This window comes from Stenotrophomonas sp. AS012628 (genome assembly GCF_010608305.1).
Taxonomy (GTDB): domain Bacteria; phylum Pseudomonadota; class Gammaproteobacteria; order Xanthomonadales; family Xanthomonadaceae; genus Stenotrophomonas; species Stenotrophomonas geniculata.
In genome coordinates, this window is record NZ_VMBJ01000065.1 from 1 (window position 1) to 18236 (window position 18236).

The 18236-nt window shown below is 67.1% G+C and carries 15 protein-coding genes; 8 read left to right on the top strand and 7 right to left on the bottom strand.

Features of this window, described 5'->3' with window-relative positions; genetic code table 11:
* Window positions 1-153: 153 nt before the first annotated feature.
* The gene (gene pdxY / locus G5A07_RS19905; protein WP_191863886.1) at window positions 154-1062 is read left to right on the top strand and encodes a pyridoxal kinase; all 909 of its coding nucleotides are present in this window, start codon (window positions 154-156) and stop codon (window positions 1060-1062) included.
* Window positions 1059-2183 carry a prephenate dehydrogenase gene (locus tag G5A07_RS19910; RefSeq protein WP_049483102.1) on the top strand — a complete coding sequence of 375 codons (1125 nt, stop codon included), beginning with the start codon at window positions 1059-1061 and terminating at the stop codon, window positions 2181-2183. The genes pdxY and G5A07_RS19910 overlap by 4 nt, the downstream gene beginning before the upstream one ends.
* 227 nt (window positions 2184-2410) lie before the next feature.
* Here the strand turns inward: G5A07_RS19910 and G5A07_RS19915 are convergent, their stop codons facing one another.
* The 5 genes from G5A07_RS19915 to G5A07_RS19935 form a co-directional block, all read right to left on the bottom strand.
* Window positions 2411-2605 carry a hypothetical protein gene (locus tag G5A07_RS19915; RefSeq protein ID WP_005409247.1) on the bottom strand — a complete coding sequence of 65 codons (195 nt, stop codon included), beginning with the start codon at window positions 2603-2605 and terminating at the stop codon, window positions 2411-2413.
* A gap of 70 nt (window positions 2606-2675) precedes the next feature.
* Window positions 2676-4448 (bottom strand): ABC transporter transmembrane domain-containing protein, encoded by a 1773-nt coding sequence (locus G5A07_RS19920; RefSeq protein ID WP_191863887.1) that lies wholly within the window; start codon window positions 4446-4448, stop codon window positions 2676-2678.
* Window positions 4441-5037 (bottom strand): YigZ family protein, encoded by a 597-nt coding sequence (locus tag G5A07_RS19925; RefSeq protein ID WP_191863888.1) that lies wholly within the window; start codon window positions 5035-5037, stop codon window positions 4441-4443. The genes G5A07_RS19920 and G5A07_RS19925 overlap by 8 nt, the downstream gene beginning before the upstream one ends.
* A 40-nt stretch (window positions 5038-5077) precedes the next feature.
* A complete protein-coding gene (locus G5A07_RS19930; RefSeq protein ID WP_191863889.1) occupies window positions 5078-6073 on the bottom strand; it encodes a hypothetical protein in 996 nt (331 codons plus the stop codon).
* Entirely contained in the window at window positions 6070-6588 is a 519-nt protein-coding gene (locus tag G5A07_RS19935) for an RNA polymerase sigma factor (protein WP_229301621.1), read from the bottom strand. The genes G5A07_RS19930 and G5A07_RS19935 overlap by 4 nt, the downstream gene beginning before the upstream one ends.
* A gap of 247 nt (window positions 6589-6835) precedes the next feature.
* Here G5A07_RS19935 and G5A07_RS19940 point away from each other — a divergent pair, with 247 nt between their 5' ends.
* Window positions 6836-9676: an EAL domain-containing protein gene (locus G5A07_RS19940; protein WP_191863890.1), complete on the top strand. Its 2841-nt coding sequence runs from the start codon at window positions 6836-6838 to the stop codon at window positions 9674-9676.
* A gap of 19 nt (window positions 9677-9695) precedes the next feature.
* Here G5A07_RS19940 and G5A07_RS19945 read toward each other — a convergent pair whose 3' ends face one another.
* Window positions 9696-10289: a TIGR00730 family Rossman fold protein gene (locus G5A07_RS19945; RefSeq protein WP_010484495.1), complete on the bottom strand. Its 594-nt coding sequence runs from the start codon at window positions 10287-10289 to the stop codon at window positions 9696-9698.
* Between the two features lie 264 nt (window positions 10290-10553).
* On the bottom strand, window positions 10554-12050 hold the full coding sequence (locus G5A07_RS19950) for an aminotransferase class III-fold pyridoxal phosphate-dependent enzyme (RefSeq protein ID WP_043403227.1): 1497 nt from the start codon (window positions 12048-12050) through the stop codon (window positions 10554-10556).
* 211 nt (window positions 12051-12261) lie between these two features.
* Here G5A07_RS19950 and queA point away from each other — a divergent pair, with 211 nt between their 5' ends.
* The 5 genes from queA to secF all read left to right on the top strand — a co-directional run bounded on the left by queA (window position 12262) and on the right by secF (window position 18031).
* Window positions 12262-13329 (top strand): tRNA preQ1(34) S-adenosylmethionine ribosyltransferase-isomerase QueA, encoded by a 1068-nt coding sequence (queA, locus tag G5A07_RS19955; RefSeq protein WP_191863891.1) that lies wholly within the window; start codon window positions 12262-12264, stop codon window positions 13327-13329.
* Window positions 13330-13506: 177 nt separating this feature from the next.
* The gene (tgt, locus tag G5A07_RS19960) at window positions 13507-14637 is read left to right on the top strand and encodes a tRNA guanosine(34) transglycosylase Tgt (RefSeq protein ID WP_029379947.1); all 1131 of its coding nucleotides are present in this window, start codon (window positions 13507-13509) and stop codon (window positions 14635-14637) included.
* Window positions 14638-14771: 134 nt separating this feature from the next.
* Complete coding sequence (gene yajC / locus G5A07_RS19965) at window positions 14772-15116, top strand: preprotein translocase subunit YajC (RefSeq protein ID WP_005409257.1); 345 nt, start codon at window positions 14772-14774, stop codon at window positions 15114-15116.
* Window positions 15117-15177: 61 nt separating this feature from the next.
* A complete protein-coding gene (secD, locus tag G5A07_RS19970) occupies window positions 15178-17034 on the top strand; it encodes a protein translocase subunit SecD (protein ID WP_010484504.1) in 1857 nt (618 codons plus the stop codon).
* 16 nt (window positions 17035-17050) lie between these two features.
* Window positions 17051-18031 carry a protein translocase subunit SecF gene (gene secF, locus G5A07_RS19975; protein WP_010484505.1) on the top strand — a complete coding sequence of 327 codons (981 nt, stop codon included), beginning with the start codon at window positions 17051-17053 and terminating at the stop codon, window positions 18029-18031.
* The last annotated feature ends 205 nt before the right edge of the window (window positions 18032-18236 follow it).

Consider the following 18236-nt stretch of genomic DNA (forward strand, 5'->3'; position numbering starts at 1 on the left):
TACGGCGTGTCCTGACCACCCACACCGCCCCGCCAACTCACGGAATGCCGCTCTGGCTTTTGCCGTTGCCGTTGCCGTTGCCGTTGCCGTTGCATAGAGCAGGTGCAGGGCTGCAAGCCCTGCCGAAAACCCCCTTGGGCGTAGAATGCGGCCATGAGCGAATCCCTTGATAACCACCTGGTCCACGGCCGCCGCCAGCGGCCCGACGGCCCGTCGCCGATCGATGTCATCTCGGTCCAGTCGCAACTTGTCTACGGCCATGCCGGCAACAGCGCCGCCGTACCGCCGATGCGCGCGCTCGGCGTGCGCGTAGCCGAAATTCCGACCGTGCTGCTGAGCAACGCGCCGTTCTACGACACCACCCGCGGTCGCGTGCTGCCCGCCGACTGGTTCGCCGATCTGTTGCGGGGCACCCACGAGCGTGGCCTGCCGCAGCGGGCGAGGATGCTCGTCTCCGGCTACTTTGGCAGCACGGCCAATGGTGCCGCCTTCGCCGACTGGCTGGACGACATCCTGCCGGCCTGCCCGCAGCTGCGTTACTGCCTGGATCCGGTGATCGGTGATACTCACACCGGCCCCTACGTGGAACCGGGCCTGGAAGCGATCTTCGCCGAGCGGCTGTTGCCGCATGCCTGGCTGGTGACCCCGAACGCCTTTGAACTGAATCGCCTGACCGGCATGCCGGCGCTCGCCGAGGCCGATGCCATCGCCGCCGCACGCACGCTGCTGGACCGTGGCCCGCACTGGGTGATCGCGCACAGCGTGGGCGGCAACCCGGGTGAACTGGTGACCCTGGCGGTCGGCCGCGAGGAGACCTGGCGCTGGACCTCGCCCCTGCTGCCGGTGGACGTGGCCGGTACCGGCGACGTGCTGATGTCGCTGGTGGTGTCGTTCCTGCTGCGCGGCGAATCGATGCAGCAGGCGATCTCGCGTGCGATTGCGGGCACCCACGCGGCGCTGGAGGCGACCCTGGACAACGGCTTCGAAGAGTTCGACGTGATCGCCGCAGCGCCTGCCGCGCTGGCCGAAGGGTCGCGCTTCCGCGCCGAACGCGTGGCATGAGCGGCCTGCTCGAACGTACGCCGCGCACGGTCGGCATCATCGGCAGTGCCGGCGCCTACGGGCGCTGGCTGACCCGCTTCTTCCAGCAGCACATGCAGCTGCAGGTGATCGGCCACGATCCGGCCGATCCGGACTCGCATACGCCGCAACAGTTGCTGGCGCAGGCCGACGTGCTGGTGTTCTCGGCACCGATCCGGCATACGCCGGCTCTGATTGCCGAGTACGTGCAGCAGTCGGCCGGCCGCGAGCAGGACCGGCTGTGGCTGGACGTGACCTCGGTAAAGGAAGCGCCGGTCCAGGCGATGTTGGCCTCTCAAGCCGAAGTGGTCGGCCTGCACCCGATGACGGCTCCGCCCAAGGCGCCGACCCTGAAGGGCCGGGTGATGGTGGTCTGCGAAGCGCGGCTGCAGCAGTGGCAGCCGTGGGTCGATACGCTGTGCACGGCGTTGCAGGCTGAGTGCGTGCGCGCCACGCCGCAGCACCACGACCAGATGATGGCGCTGGTACAGGCGATGGTGCATGCCACTCACCTGGCCCAGGCCGGCGTGCTGCGCCAGTACCAGCCGCAGCTGGGCAATCTGGCCGCGATGATGCCGTACCGGTCGGCATCGTTCGAGCTGGATACGGCGATCATCTCGCGGATCCTGTCGCTCAACCCGGCGATCTACGAAGACATCCAGTTCGGCAACCCATACGTAGCGCCGATGCTGGAGCGGCTGGTCGGCCAGCTGCAGTCCCTGCAGGCGCAGGTCGGTCAGGGTGACGACGGTGCACGTGCTGCATTCCGGGAGCAGCTGCTGTCGGCCAATCGCACTGCCTTCGGCGAGCAGGCGCTTGCGGACGGCAATTACACATTCGAACGCGTGGGCTATCTGCTGGCTGACCTGACCGAGCGCAATGCGTTGTCAGTGCACCTGCCGGAAGACCGGCCGGGGTCGTTGCGTGAACTGCTGAACGTGTTCGAGCAGCACCGCATCAGCCTGGCGTCGATCCATTCTTCGCGAACGCCTGGCGGCGAAGTGCATTTCCGTATCGGATTCGTGGCCGGCAGCGATCCGGCGGCGATCACCCGGGCGGCGGCCGAGGTGGACGCCAGCGGCATCGGACGGGTGCTGGGCTGAATTCATCCACAGGCGATGTGGATGGTTTCTGAGCAAAGGTGTGGATAACCGCGCGCAACCCTTGGCAGCCAAGGCTGTCAAGATGCTTGGTGAAAAATTGACCATGCTTTTTTGTAGCGTCGAGCCATGCTCGACCGCCTTTGGCAAAAAGCATGTCGACCAAGGTCGACACCCACCAGAGCGGGGCGGAATGAAATCCGGTAGCGCCGGGCCATGCCCGGCGAACCTCAGATCGTCAACCTCAACTCGCCGCCACTGGTGGTGAACTCGCGGCCATCGCGCACCAGCGGCCGCCCATCATCCAGCTCGTAGCGCGGCGTGGCTTCGGAATGGTGCCCGCTGCCATTCGCCTCGGGCTTGAACTCAATGATGATGTGACTTTCGCCGTTGCTGTCGACGGCGGGGAACTGACGGAACGACATCGTGCACCTCCTTCAGCGGATGCTGCAGTTGCGCGGCCAGCTTGGACGCGCCGATGTTAGCCGGACGTCATCAATCGATGAACTGCAGGCGTGCCAGTTCAGCGTACAGTCCGTCTTCGGCCAGCAGCTGTGCGTGCGTGCCCTCGGCGACGATGCGGCCCTGGTCCATCACCACGATGCGGTCGGCCTTGAGCACGGTGGCCAGGCGGTGGGCGATGACCAGCGTGGTGCGACCCGCCATCAACCGTTCCAATGCCTGCTGCACGCTGTGTTCGCTCTGTGCATCCAGCGCGCTGGTGGCTTCATCCAGCAGCAGGATCGGCGCATCCTTCAGCAGCGCACGGGCAATCGCCACACGCTGCTGCTGCCCACCGGACAGGCGGGCACCGCGCTCACCCAGCTCGCTGTCATAGCCCTGCGGCAACGCGCGCAGGAAACCGTCGGCCTCGGCCGCTCGTGCGGCATCCTCGACCTCGGCGTCGCTGGCCTGCAGGCGGCCATAGCGGATGTTGTCGCGGGCACTGGCAGCGAACAGCGTAGGCTGCTGTGGCACCAGCGCCAGCTGCGCACGCAGCTCGGTCGGGTCGACCTGGCGCACGTCGATGCCGTCCACGTCGATGCGGCCGCTGGCCGGGTCATGGAAGCGCAGCAGCATCGAAAGCACCGTGCTCTTGCCCGCCCCTGACGGACCCACCAGCGCTACGGTCTCGCCGGGGCGCACATGCAGGTTGAAGTGGTCCAGTGCGGCCTGGTCCGGTCGCTGCGGGTAGTGGAACACCACGTCGTCGAACCGGATCTCGCCACGCAGCGGTTGCGGCAGTGCATGCGGCTGGGCCGGCGCGCGGATCTCGATGTCTTCCTGCAACAGTTCGCCGATGCGGCCCATGCCGCCGGCCGCGCGCTGCAGCTCGTTCCATACTTCGGCCAGCGCGCCCACCGAACCGCCGCCGATCAATGCATACAGCACGAACTGACCCAGCGTGCCGGCGCTGAGGCGGCCGTCGATGACGTCGTGCGCACCCAGCCACAGCACACCGACGATGGCGCCGAACACCAGCAGGATGGCGCTGGCGGTGACCAGCGACTGTGCACCGATGCGGCGGCGGGCGGCGCCGATGGCGTCACCGAGCGCCTTGTCGAAGCGACCGCGTTCGTATGGTTCGCGTGCATGTGCCTGCACCGTGCGCACCGCGCCCAGCGTCTCGCTGGCCAGGCTGTTGGCATCGGCGATGCGGTCCTGGCTGTTGCGCGCGACCGTGCGCAGCTTGCGCGCACCGATGATGATCGGCAGCACCGCCAGTGGAATGCCGAGCAGCGACCATGCGGCCAGCCGCGGGCTGGTGACGAACAGCATCGCCAGGCTGCCGATGACAGTGACCGTGCTGCGCAATGCTACGGACATGGTCGAGCCGACCACGCTGCGCAGCAGTTCGGTGTCCGCGGTCAGGCGCGAGACCAGTTCGCCGCTGCGGCTGCGGTCGTGGAAGCCGGCGCCCAGCTGGATCAGGTGGGCATACAGCTGGCTGCGCAGGTCGGCCACGACTTTTTCGCCGAGCAGCGACACGAAGTAGAAACGCGCGGCCGTGCCCAACGCCATCACGACCGCCACCAGCATCAGCAGGGCGAAGGCGCGGTTGATCTGGCCGCCACTGCTGAAACCATGATCGATCATCTGCTTTACCGCCGGCGGCAGGCTCAGCGTGGCGGCCGAAGACACCGCCAGGGCCAGCAGCCAGGCGGTGAACAGCCCGCTATGGCGGCGCACGAATGGCCACAGCGTGCGCAGGCTGCCGAGGCGCCGCAGCGGCGGGGTCGAAGCGGGGGCGTCGTCCTTGTCAGTCATCCTGGTCGTCGTCTTCTATGCGGATACGGTCACGGGTGGCGTCGCGCAGGCGGATTTTCAATGCGTCGACCTGATCGGCAGGCAATTCGATCCGCAGGCACACGCCATTGGCATCGAACTGTTCATCGCGCTTTTCGGCACCGAAGGCGGGCAGGGTGGCGTGCAGGGTACCCAGATCCTCGAAGCCGGCCAGCAGCTGCAGCCGGGCCATCACTAGCAGCGGCAGGCGCGGCGCGGTACGCAGGCACTCCGTGGCGGCGCCACCGTAAGCGCGTACAAGGCCACCGGCGCCGAGCTTGATACCGCCGAACCAGCGGGTCACCACCACCATCACCCGGTCGAAACCCTGGCCGTCGATCGCCGCCAGGATCGGACGTCCAGCCGTGCCGGCCGGCTCGCCATCGTCGCTGGAGCGATAGTCCTGCCCGTGCCGGTAGGCCCAGCAGTTGTGGGTGGCATCGGCCACCGCGACCTGCTGCAGGAACGCCATGGCCGCTGCGGCGCCTTCGATCGGCGCGGCATGGGCGATGAAACGGCTGTGTTTGACTTCCAGCGTGTGGCTGACCGGCTGGGCGAGAGTATCGAGCATTCCCGCCATTCTACGGGGTTGCCAGGTATTCCCGTCCGCTTCAGTCGTCCAGCAGTGGGTGCAGGTCGCGTGGCAGGCGCGCTTCCGGGTACTGCTGCATGTAACGCTCCAGGCTGGCACGGGCCAGATCGCGCTGGCCGTCGTCGCGTCGTGTACGGATTTTCTGCAGCCACTGCCGACGCGGCAGTCGTGCGTCGGCGTCCACCTCGGCCTGCACGGCGTCCGCGCTCAGGCCCGCATCGGTGCTGCGGCGCATGATGCCTGGTGCGGAACGGCTGGGAGCCTCACGCTTCATCGAGGTGATTTCTACCCGGTCCAGCGCCTGCGCCCGCTCGACTTCGGCGGCATTGGCTGCCGGTGCTGCGGCCGTGCGTGCTTTCAGCGCCCCGGACGCTGCCGGCGCGAATGCCGGTGCCGGTGCCGAGTAGGCGGCGGGTGCCGGTGGCGCAGGCGGCGCTGCGGCCGGAGCGGGCGGAAGGGCCGCAAAGGAGGTATCGGCGGCCGCATCTGCAGCCATCGATCGTGCAGCCTGGGGTGGCGCTTCAGCGGTCTCGGCCGGCGCAGGCTTGCGCGTGCGCGCGATGGCCCGTGCCGGTGCCGGGGCAGCGGCAACAGGGCCTGCCTCGGGCGCTGCGGGCGCAGCGGCCGGTTCCGCAGCCGCCACCGCGCTGTCGGCTGCACTGCTGTCAGCGGCCTGATCGGCAGCCGCAACGTCTTCTGCCGCAGCCGGTGCCGCAGCAACAGCGGCCTCACCGGCCGGAACCGGCGGCGGTTCCGGACGCAGCTGCCAGGCGATGCCAATGGCGAACACCATCGAGGCGGCGATGCCGAACACCGCCGGCCAACGCGGGCGTGTGCGCTGCGTGCGCGGCGCCTCGGGAGAGGCGACCGCATCGGCAGCCGGAGCGTCCACGGCCGCGCGGGCCGCGGCCAGGATGGCGGCGTCCAGTGCGGCGGGCGGTGCCTGCTCGGCGCGACGGCCGAGCAGCCGGGCCAGCTCGCGTTCTTCCGGCGTCAGCGGTTCGTCTCGGTTCATGCGTTCAATCCCGCACGCAGCTTGTCCATCGCATAGCGCAGCCGCGATTTCACGGTTTCCCGGCCTACGCCGGTGATCTGGCCGATCTCCTCCAGGCTCAGTTCCTGATCCAGCCGCAGCTGCAGCACTTCGCGCTGCTCCGGCGGCAGTTGTTCCATCGCCAGCTGGATGCGGCGACGTTGTTCGAATTCGGAAAGCTCACCTTCCGGGGTCTGCCCATCCTCGATCGCGGCCAGGCGCAGATCGGCGTCGGCCGGCGCGGCGGGGCGATGACGGGCGGCACGCCAATGGTCATTCAGGCGGTTGTGCGCAATGCGGAACAACCAGGTGCTGAACGCCGCCTCGGGCTGCCAGCCGGCGCGGGCGCTGATCACCCGCTGCCAGACGTCCTGGAAGATCTCCTCGGCCAGCGCGTTGTCGCGCAGTTGCCGCAGCAGGAAGCCGAACAGGCGCTTGCGATGGCGCGCATACAGGCTTTCGAATGCGCGCAGGTCGCCACCGGCCCAGGCCAGCATCAAGGCTTCATCGGTTGGCAGTGCGCTGGCTTCCACGGCGTACAGGGTAAGGCCTGCAGGCGATGGCGCATAGCCGGTGGCAGGGGCGGGCAGGGCGAGGGTCATGGCTCGGAAGGGGCTACGGACAGCAGGAAAAACGTACGGGCGCACGATTCGGGGTTTACGGGCTTCCATTGCCCCCCGGGTGGCGCGCTATGCTCGGCGGCTCAGGGGAGGCGACGCACCGACGGCGCCAAGAGATTGTCATTTGTCCACGCATGCTGAACCGGCGGAAGAGCCACCACACGAGGCCGTGCTGAGCACGGCGCTGGTGCGCGCGTTGCATGCGCTTTTGCCGGAAACGGCCGTGGTCCACGTCGGCTGGGACGACCCGCAGCTCGGTCGTGGCCAGGGGGGCTGGCCGACAGCGGCTGCCGGAGGTGATGCGGCGGCACCCGGCGCGGGCGATGGCCAGCACGGCTGGGAACATGATGGTGCGCGCCTGCTGTTGTCGGTCGAAGGCGCAGTGCCTTCGCCGGCATGGTGGGGCGTTGCCCGGCAGGCGATGGAGCTGGCGCTGCAGCGCGGCCGCCAGGCCGGCCAGATCAAGGCACTGGAAGAGGCCGAGCGGTTGCAGCAGGCCCTGTTCCAGATTGCAGACCTGGCCGGTGCCGACCTTGAAATGCCCGAGATGCTGCGCCACGTGCATGGTGTGCTGGGCACGCTGATGTATGCCGAGAACTGCTACATCGTCGAATACGACGATGTGCGCGACCAGATCCGGTTCCTGTACTTCGCCGATCAGGTCGATGACTTCGTCGCCGATCCCACGCAGAGCCATGACGCCAGCGAGATGCCGCGCAGCCTGACCGTGGCGCTGCTGCGCCATGGCAAACCGCTCAGTGGTCCCTCGCGCAAACTGCTGGCGCAGGTGATGGAACAGGAGCACGACCCGCAGCGTGGGCCGGAAAGCCTGGACTGGCTGGGCGTGCCGATGCTGCGCGATGGCCGTGTATGCGGTGCCATCGTGGTTCAGAGCTATGAACAGGCGGCCCGCTATGGCGAGGCCGAGCGCGCATTGCTGGGTTTCGTTGCGCAGCATGTGCAGACCGCGATGGACCGGCGCCAGGCGCAGGTGCGGCTGGAGCAGCAGGTAGAGCGGCGTACCCAGGAACTGCAGCGCGCCAACCACAGCCTGCAGGACGAAGTAACCGAGCGGCGTCGCGCCGAACAGCTGCAGACCGCGCTCTACAACATTGCCGAGATGGCGATGTCGGCCGACAGCCTGGCCCAGTTCTACGGACAGGTGCATGGCGTGGTTGGGCGCCTGCTCGACGCACGCAATTTCTACATCGCCCTGGTCAACCCGGCCGGCAACGGCCTGGATTTCGTGTATTCGGTGGACGAGCACAATGCCAGCCGCGCGCCACGGCCCTTCAGCCGGGGCCTGACCGAATACGTGGTGCGCAACCGGCGCCCGCTGCTGGCCTCGCGCGCGCAGATCGATGCACTGCTGGCCAGTGGCGAAGTGCGTGAATCCGGTGCGCGTTCGCACTGCTGGCTGGGCGTACCACTGCTACGCGACGACGAAGTGGTCGGCGCGATCGTGGTGCAGAGCTACAGCGAGAACAGCATTTTCAGCGTGCATGACCAGCGCCTGCTGACCTTCGTCGCACAGAACATCGGTACCGGCCTGGCCCGTCAGCGCGACCAGCAGCGGCTGCGTTCGGCGCATGCCGAACTGGAAAAGCGCGTGGAAGAACGTACCCGCGAGCTGGCCGAGGTCAACGAGAAGTTGCTCGGGCAGATTGGTGAACGCCTGCGGGCCGAGCAACGCCTGACCCATCAGGCCATGCACGATGCGCTGACCGGCCTGCCCAACCGCCTGCATTTGCTTGATCGCCTGCAGGATTCGCTGGCGCTGGCCAAGCGTGATGGTGGGCCGGTGTTCGCTGTGCTGTTCCTCGACCTGGACCGCTTCAAGCTGGTCAACGACAGTATCGGCCACGCTGCCGGTGACCGCATGCTGGTGGAAGTGGCCAAGCGCATCGTATCGATGGCTGGCGCCGAGGACGTTGTGGCGCGGCTGGGCGGTGATGAATTCGCGGTGCTGCTGCAATGCCCGCAGGGCCTGGCACAGGCGCTGGACTTTGGCCAGCGCCTGCTGCTGGCACTGCAGGAATCGATGTGGATCGCCGGGCGCGAACTGTTCCCGTCCGGCAGCCTGGGCATCGCCCTGTGGAACCCGCGCTACCGCACCGGCGAAGAGCTACTGCGCGACGCCGACGCGGCCATGTACCGGGCCAAGGCGCAGGGTCATGACCGCTGCGCGATCTTCGACGAAGACATGCGCGAGCAGGCCATGCGCAGCCTCGACCTGGAGGCCGACCTGCGTCGTGCGATCAACAACCGCGATTTCGTGCCGTTCTACCAGCCGATCGTGCGCCTGTCCGATGGCGAGGTGGTGGGCCACGAGGCGCTGCTGCGCTGGCAGCATGAGCGCCGCGGCCTGCTGCTGCCGGGCGCGTTCCTGGAGCTGGGTGAAGAGAGCGGCCTGATCGAACAGGTCGACTGGCTGATCTACGAGCAGGTCATCGCGGGGTTGGCGCAGGGGGGCGAAGGCTACGTCTCGGTGAACGTCTCACCCCGGCATTTCCGCTCCGCCGAATTCAGTGACCGCCTGTTCGGCCTGCTCGACAGCTGCGGTGCCGATCCGCGCCGGCTGCGCCTGGAGATCACCGAGGTGGCGCTGCTGGACGATGGCCCGCACACGCTGCGCATCCTGCAGGGGCTGCGCGAGCGCGGCATCCAGGTGCAGCTGGACGATTTCGGTACCGGCTTCTCCGCGCTGTCCTACCTGCACCGTTTCCCGATCAGTACGCTGAAGATCGACCAGAGCTTCATCGCCGGCCTGCATGGACCGGAAGTGCAGAGCACGCGCGCGCTGGTCGAAGGCGTACTGTCGCTGGCGCGTACGCTGGGCATCGAGACCATCGGTGAAGGCATCGAGACCGAGGCGCAGCGGCAGACCCTGCGCGAACTGGGCTGCGATTACGGCCAAGGCTATCTGCTGGGGCGGCCCGCCCCGTGGTCGCACGCGGCGGCCTGAGCCACCGCGTGCGGCTGCATCAACGCAGGGCGGCGCGACGCTTCTCGTCGATCCACTTCGAGGCCTGGGCCGGCTGGTAGTTCTTCATCCACTCCAGCATCGCTTCGATGTCCGAGCCGTACCACAGGTCCTGGCGCTGGTCCGGGTGCAGGAAGCGCTCTTCCACCATGCGATCGATCATGCCGATCAGCGGGGCGTAGAAGCCTTCCACATCGAGGAACGCGCACGGCTTGTTGCCGATGCCCAGCTGGCGCCAGGTCAGCATCTCGAAGATCTCTTCCATGGTGCCGAAGCCGCCGGGCAGGGTGACGAAGCCATCGGCGAGGTCGAACATGCGCGACTTGCGCTCATGCATCGAACCGACGATCTCCAGTTCGGTCAGGCCGCGGTGGGCCACTTCCCAGTCGGCCAGCTGACGCGGGATCACGCCGGTCACTTCGCCACCAGCGGCAAGCACGGCATTGGCCACGGTTCCCATCAGGCCGACGTTGCCCCCGCCATACACCAGGCGCAGGCCGTCGCGGGCGATGCGGTCGCCCAGTGCAATGGCGCGTTCGGTATAGGCCGGCTTGCTGCCAGCGTTGGAACCACAGTACACACAGATCGATTTCATGGATCTTCCTGTCTCTTGGCCGGAAACGAAAACGCCCCGTCGCCGACCGCAGGGCGGTCAGGGACGGGGTGCCCAAGGATTATGAGGCCTTGAGAGGCCTTCTGTAGAGCCGAGCCGCGCTCGGCTGCTCTTCGTTCAGATCGCGGCAAAGGCGCCAGCCGAGCATGGGCTATGCCGGTCGTCCTGACCGGCACCCTTCGGGCCGTCGCCAGCGACGTTGGCAGCGGCTCCTGCCGCTGCCTTCGGCTCTACCGAAGCGGGGGTTTACGCCGCTGCCGCCTGCTCGCGGCGCGGGCCTTCACGCAGGGCGCGGCCGACCATGCCCACCAGCAGGTCCAGCTCTTCGCTGTCCATGCCGAAGTGCGGGGTGAAGCGCAGCGAGTTCTCGCCACCGTGGATCACGTTGATGCCGTGCTGGCGCAGCCATTCCTCGGTGGAATTGGCGCCGTAGCACTTGAACTGCGGGGCCAGCTCGCAGGAGAACAGCAGGCCGGTGCCCTGCACCTTGGTGATCAGCCCGCCCAGCTCGTTCTTCAGCTGTTCCAGCTTACGCACGGCCTCGGCACCGCGTTCGGCAATGTTGGCACGCACCTGCGGGGTCAGCTGGGCCAGGGTGGCGCAGGCCACGTCCAGCGCACGCGGGTTGCTGGTCATGGTGTTGCCGTAGATGCCCTTGCGGTACAGCTGCGCGGCATGCTCGGTTACCGCCAGCACGGACAGCGGGTACTGCGCGGCGTTGAGCGCCTTGGAATAGGTCTCCATGTCCGGCGGGTCCAGGCCTTCGAAGCCCGGGTAGTCCACCACCGAGAGCACGCCATGCGCGCGCAGGCCGGCCTGGATCGAGTCGAGCAGCAGCAGGCTGCCATGGGCACGGGTCAGTTCACGGGCCACGGCATAGAACGACGGCGGCACCGAGCGGCCGGGGTCGCCTTCGCCCATCACCGGCTCCAGGAACACCGCTTCGATGAACCACTGGTTGCGTGCGGCATCCTCGAACACCTTGCGCAGGCCGGCCTCGTCGTACGGCGCCACGGTGATCACCGAGTCCTCGCCGCGATAGCTGGCCAGGTGCTGCATGTAGCTCTTGCGGCTGGAATCGGAATACAGCGCCGGGCGGTCAGTACGGCCGTGGAAGCTGCCCTTGACCACCACGCGCTTGATCGCGGCGCCGGCGTGGCGCGCGCCGGGGTCGGTCTGCAGCTTGGCGTTGACGTCGGCGATGCGGGCGGCCAGGCCGACGGCCTCGGAACCGGAATTCAGGCACATGAAACGGGCGAACGGGCAGCCGCCACGGCGGTGGCCGATCTCGGCGCGCAGGGCGGTGATGAAGCGCTGCTGCGACAGGCTGGGGGTCATGATGTTGGCCATCACCTGCGGGCGGGCCATCGCCTCCAGCACGGCATCCGGGGTGTGCCCGAAGCCGAGCATGCCGTAGCCGCCGGCGTCGTACAGCACGGCGCCCTTCAGGGTGACCACCCACGGGCCGCGCGCGGCCAGTGCCACGTACGGGGTCACCGCGTCATCGGCATAGAAATTGACGAAACCGTCCTGCATCGCGTCGATCTGCGCCTGTTCGTCCTGCGCCAGCAGCGGCCCCAGGTCGGCCTGCACGCGCGCGAATTCCTCGGCGGCGGCATCCACCGCAGCGATCAGCTGCGGGTGGTTGGCGGACAGGGTGGTCAGGGTGGCATCGTCCAGACCGGAGGTGAGGCGGGTGCCGGGCTGGTTGCGCAGGGGGGCGAGGCGTTCGATGAAGCTCATTGCAGATCTCCTGAAACAATGGGTCGCACGGGTCTTCAAAAGCAAAACGCGCGTCATCACGCGCGCTTGGGGGCAGGCTCGTGCAGCGGACTTCCGGCTCGATGCTAGCACTTGTTTTTTTGCGCGATAACCCCGCAGAAACCTGCTGCATAGCAGCATTTTGCGCGACGTTCGCCGCGAAGCGCGCCGGCTCGCAGACGCTGGACGTACAATGCGCGCCATTGTCGACCTGTTGCCGCCCACTGCCTTGAAGAAGTCCGATTTCCACTACGACCTGCCGGCTGAACTGATCGCGCAGGCACCCTTGGCCGAACGTTCCGCCAGCCGCCTGCTGCTGGTCCCGCCGGCGCCCGATGGCTTCACCGATCTGCAGGTGCGTGATCTGCCATCCCTGCTGCAGCCGGGCGATCTGCTGGTGTTCAACGACACCCGGGTGATCCCGGCGCGCCTGTTCGGGCAGAAGGCCAGCGGTGGCCGCGTGGAGATCCTGATCGAACGCCTGCTCGGCGGCCAGCAGGCCCGTGCCCAGGTCGGCGCCAGCAAGTCGCCAAAGGCCGGCAGCCGCATCGCGCTGGATGCCGGTGGCGAAGCCGAGGTGCTGGGCCGCGATGGCGAGTTCTACGTCCTGCAGTTCCATGTGCCGGAATCGCTGGAACAGTGGCTGCTGCATGCCGGCCGGCTGCCGCTGCCGCCGTACATCCAGCGCGAGCCGGGCGTGGACGACCGCGAGCGCTACCAGACCGTGTTCGCGCGCGAAGTGGGCGCGGTGGCGGCGCCGACCGCCGGCCTGCATTTCGACGAGCCGCTGCTGGCAGCGCTGAAGGCCAAGGGCGTGGAGTTCGGCCACGTCACCCTGCACGTGGGCGCGGGCACCTTCCAGCCGGTGCGCGCCGATGACCTGAAGGATCACGTGATGCACCGCGAGTGGCTGAACGTCGGCGCTGAGCTGGTGCAGCAGGTACGGCGCACGCGCGCGGCCGGCGGCCGGGTGATCGGCGTTGGCACCACGGTGGTACGCGCGCTGGAAAGCGCGATGCGCGATGGCGAGCTGCTGCCGTTCGCCGGTGAAACGCAGATCTTCATCACCCCGGGCTACCGCATCCGCAGCGTCGACGCGATGGTGACCAACTTCCACCTGCCGGAAAGCACGCTGCTGATGATGATCTCCGCGTTCGCCGGCAAGGAAAGGGTGTTCGAGGCCTACCAGCACGCGATCGAGCAGCGCTACCGCTTCTTCAGCTACGGCGACGCCATGCTGCTGTTCCCGCAAGCGGGGTAGGGCGCTGACCTCTGCCTGCTTGTGGTGGGTGCGCACCGTTGGTGCGCACTTGCAGGTGCCTGGAGACCAGGAAAGCCACGCATGGCGTGGCTCTACTGCCGTGCCGTTCAGGCCTGAATGGGCGGTCGAGCCGGTTTTGGGAGACAATGAGCGACTATTTGCCCGAATGACCGCTCCATGTCCCGATTGCAGTTCCAGCTCCAGACCCGCGACGGCCGTGCCCGCCGTGGCCGCCTGACCTTCCCGCGTGGCACGGTGGAAACGCCGGCCTTCATGCCGGTGGGGACCTATGGCTCGGTCAAGGGCATCCTGCCGGACCAGGTGCGTGCGCTGGGCGCCGAGATCATCCTCGGCAACACCTTCCACCTGTACCTGCGCCCGGGCCTGGACATCATCGCCGACCACGGCGGCCTGCACGGCTTCTGCCGCTGGGATGGCCCGATCCTGACCGACTCCGGCGGCTTCCAGGTGTTTTCGCTGGCCCACCGCCGCAAGATCACCGAGCAGGGCGTGACCTTCGCCTCGCCCACCGACGGCGCTCGCGTGTTCCTGGGCCCGGAGGAGAGCATGAAGATCCAGAAGGTGCTCGATTCGGACGTGGTGATGATCTTCGACGAGTGCACCCCGTACCCGGCCACCGAAGACGTCGCCCGCCGTTCCATGGAACTGAGCCTGCGCTGGGCGCAGCGCAGCCGCAACGCGCATGACGAGCTGGGCAACGACGCGGCCCTGTTCGGCATCGTCCAGGGGGGCGTGCACACCGACCTGCGCAGCCGCTCGGCCGAGGCCCTGCAGGCGATCGGCTTCGACGGTTACGCCATCGGCGGCCTCGCCGTGGGCGAGCCGGAGCACGAGCGCAATGCCATGCTCGACCACCTGGACCCGGAGCTGCCGGGTGACCGCCCGCGCTACCTGATGGGCGTGGGCCGGCCGGAAGACCTGGTCGAGGGTGTCGCACGTGGCGTGGACATGTTCGATTGCGTGATGCCCACCCGCAACGCGCGCAACGGTCACTATTTCACCTCGTTCGGCACCGTCCGCATCCGCAACTCGCAGTACGCGCGCGACATGGATCCGATCGAGCCCGGCTGCGGCTGCGTGGCCTGCACCGGTGGCTACACCCGTTCCTACCTGCGCCACCTGGACCGCTGCAACGAGATGCTGGCGCCGATGCTGGGTACCCTGCACAACCTGTTCTATTACGAAAAGCTGATGGCCGACATCCGTGCGGCCATCGAAGCGGGAACCTTCCTGGCCTTCCGTGAGTCTTTCTACGCGGCACGCGGGGCGGTCGCGCCGCCCCTGTAAACCGAGTACCCCCTGCCAAACGGCCCAAGGACGAACGCCCGGGGCCGTGGCATACTTCAGGGCTGACCCAGATCCGCGGTCGACACCCCGTGCCCGTGAAAGGGCCGGAGCGCCGCCCAACCAAAGGACCAACGATGAACCTGCTTGCTTTCCTGATTCCCGCCGCCCACGCCCAGGCCGCCGGCGGCCAACCGCAGGGCATGGGCCTGACCACGCTGCTGTTCCCGGTCATCCTGATCGCCATCATGTACTTCCTGATGATCCGCCCGCAGATGAAGCGGCAGAAGGAGCACAAGGCCATGCTGGAGAAGATCAAGCGTGGCGATGAAGTGCTGACCAATGGCGGCATCGCCGGCATCGTCACCGACATCGGCGACAACTTCATCACCATCGAAGTGGCTGACAACGTGCGCATCCGCGTGCAGAAGGGCGCTGTCGGCAACGTGCTGCCGGCCGGTACCCTGAAGTCGGCCCAGTAAGCCACTCCCTTTCCGATGCACAACCGCGGCGCCGGGGATGGCGCCGCGCGGGACCCAAGCAATGCTCGAATTTCCACGCTGGAAGTACGTCGTCATCCTGATCGTACTGGCGCTCAGTGCGCTGTACGCGCTGCCCAACATCTACCAGAAGGACCCGGCCGTCCAGATCACCGCCAACCGTGGCGGACAGGTCGACGACGCGCTGCGCGACCGTGTGCTGGCCGACCTGAAAAAGGCCGGTGTGGACGCCCTCGGTGCCGAGAAGGAAGGGGAGAGCCTGATCGTCCGCCTGCCGGACCTGAAGGCGCAGTCCGCTGCCAGCGACGCCCTGCGTGACACCGTCGGCGAGAAGTACACCGTGGCCCTGAACCTGGCCTCGACCGTGCCGGACTGGCTGGCCAACCTCGGCGGTCGCCCGATGGTGCTGGGCCTGGACCTGCAGGGCGGCGTGCACTTCGTGCTGCAGGTCGACCAGAAGGCCGCGCTCGACAAGCGCCTGGATGCCTACACCGAAGACGTGCGCAGCACCCTGCGCGACGCCCGCATTCCGTACCAGTCGGTGGAACGCCGTGCTGACAACAGTATCGTGGCCAACCTGAGCCCGTCCGCCGGTGACGACGCCGCGCAGCGTGCCCGCACCGCCCTGGTCAAGGCGCAGCCGACCCTCGGCTACGACGTCAGTGGCAATCGCATCACGGTGACCGTGCCGGAAACCGAGATCACCCAGATCGCCAACGGCGCCATCGAGCAGAACATCAACACCCTGCGCAACCGCGTGAACCAGCTGGGCGTGGCCGAGCCGATCATCCAGCGCCAGGGTGCCGACCGCGTGGTCGTGCAGCTGCCGGGCGTGCAGGACACGGCCGAAGCCAAGCGCATGATCGGCGCCACCGCTACCCTCGAGTACCGCGCGGTGGTTGACGGCAATGCACAGGACGCCATCAACTCCGGCCGCATTCCGCCGGAAGCGAAGGTCTACCAGCGTCGTGATGGCGGTGGTCCGGTCCTGCTGAACAAGCGCGTGATCGTCACCGGTGACCAGATGGTCGGCGCGCAGGCGGTGACCGATTCGAACAGCGGCTCTCCGGCGGTCAGCGTGACGCTGAACAATGTCGGCGGCCAGCGCATGTTCGACTTCACCAGCGCCAACGTGAACAAGCCGATGGCGGTGGTCTACACCGAGCGCGTACCGACCGTGACCGTTGTCGACGGCCAGGAAGTGCGTGGCTTCAAGGTCAACGAGGAAGTGATCTCGGTGGCCAACATCAACGGCGTGTTCGGAAAGAACTTCCAGACCACCGGCCTTCAGAAGAAGGAAGCCGAGGACCTGGCCAAGCTGCTGAAGTCCGGCTCGCTGGCCGCGCCGATGGACTTCGTCGAAGAGCGCGTGGTCGGCCCGAGCCTGGGTGCCGAGAACGTCAAGAACGGTATGCGCGCGGTGGTGTTCGCATTCCTGTTCACCCTGGTGTTCTTCAGCGTCTACTACCGCATGTTCGGCGTGATCACCTCGATCGCGATGCTGTTCAACCTGCTGATCGTGGTGGCGGTGATGTCGCTGTTCGGCGCGACCATGACCCTGCCGGGCTTTGCCGGCCTGGCGTTGTCGGTCGGCCTGTCAGTGGACGCCAACGTGCTGATCAACGAGCGTATCCGTGAAGAACTGCGTGCCGGCGTGCCGGGCAAAACCGCGATCGTGACCGGTTACGAGCGTGCTTCGGGCACCATCCTCGACGCCAACCTGACCGGCCTGATCGTCGGTGTGGCGCTGTTTGCATTCGGTACCGGTCCGCTGAAGGGCTTCGCGCTGACCATGATCATCGGTATTTTCGCCTCCATGTTCACCGCGATCACCGTGTCGCGTGCGCTGGCGACGCTGATCTACGGCCGTCGCAAGAAGCTCCAGAACGTGGCCATCTGACGGGACGACACGCACAATGAAACTGTTTCCGCTGCACATCCTCCCGAACGACACCAAGATCGACTTCATGCGCTGGCGCCATGTCGCCATGGCAGTCACCATCGTGGTGTTCCTGGCGTCGATCAGCATCATCGCGTTCAAGGGCTTCAACTACGCGCTGGACTTCACCGGCGGTACCCTGATCGAAGCCCGCTTCGACAAGGCGGTGGACGTCGAGCAGGTCCGCACCAAGCTCGAGCAGAATGGCTTCGACGGCGCCCAGGTACAGAGCGTCGGTGGCAACACCGACCTGCTGATCCGCCTGGCGCCACACGGCGAGCATGCTCCGGGCACGGGTGCTGCCGCCACCGAAGACAAGGCTACCGCTGCCGCTGTAGTGAAGGCACTGTCCACGGCTGATAATCAGGCAACCGTACTGCGCAACGAGTTCGTCGGCCCGCAGATCGGCAAGGACCTGGCGATGAATGGCCTGTACGCCACCATCTTCATGCTGGCCGGCTTCCTGATCTACATCGCCGTGCGCTTCGAATGGAAGTTCGCGGTCACCGCCAGCATCGTGGCCATGTTCGACCTGATCGTGACGGTGGCTTACGTGTCCCTGCTGGGCCGTGAGTTCGACCTGACCGTGCTGGCCGGCCTGCTGTCGGTGATGGGCTTTGCGATCAACGACATCATCGTGGTCTTCGACCGCGTCCGCGAGAACTTCCGCAGCCTGCGCGTGGACTCGATGGAAGTGCTGAACCGTTCGATCAACCAGACGCTGTCGCGTACGGTGATCACCGCGGTGATGTTCTTCCTGTCGGCACTGGCCCTGTACATGTACGGCGGCAGCTCGATGGAAGGCCTGGCCGAGACGCACATGATCGGTGCGGTGATCGTGGTGCTGTCCTCGATCCTGGTGGCGGTGCCGATGCTGACGATCGGTTTCCTGCGCGTCAGCAAGCAGGACCTGCTGCCGAAGGCGAAGGACGTCGAGGCCCTGGCCCGTCGCCCGTAAGCGTTCGCGCTGCACGCAATGCACAGAGAACCCCGCGCAAGCGGGGTTTTTTGTTGGCAGGGCTTGCAGCCCTGCACCTGCAGAGGCAACGGCAACAGCAACAGCAACAGCGGGCATTCCGTGGATTGGTGGGGCGGTGTCGGAGTGCGGGGGCGCCGCAAGTACGTCCCTGTAGGCTTGGCAGCCGCATCCATGCGGCTGACAC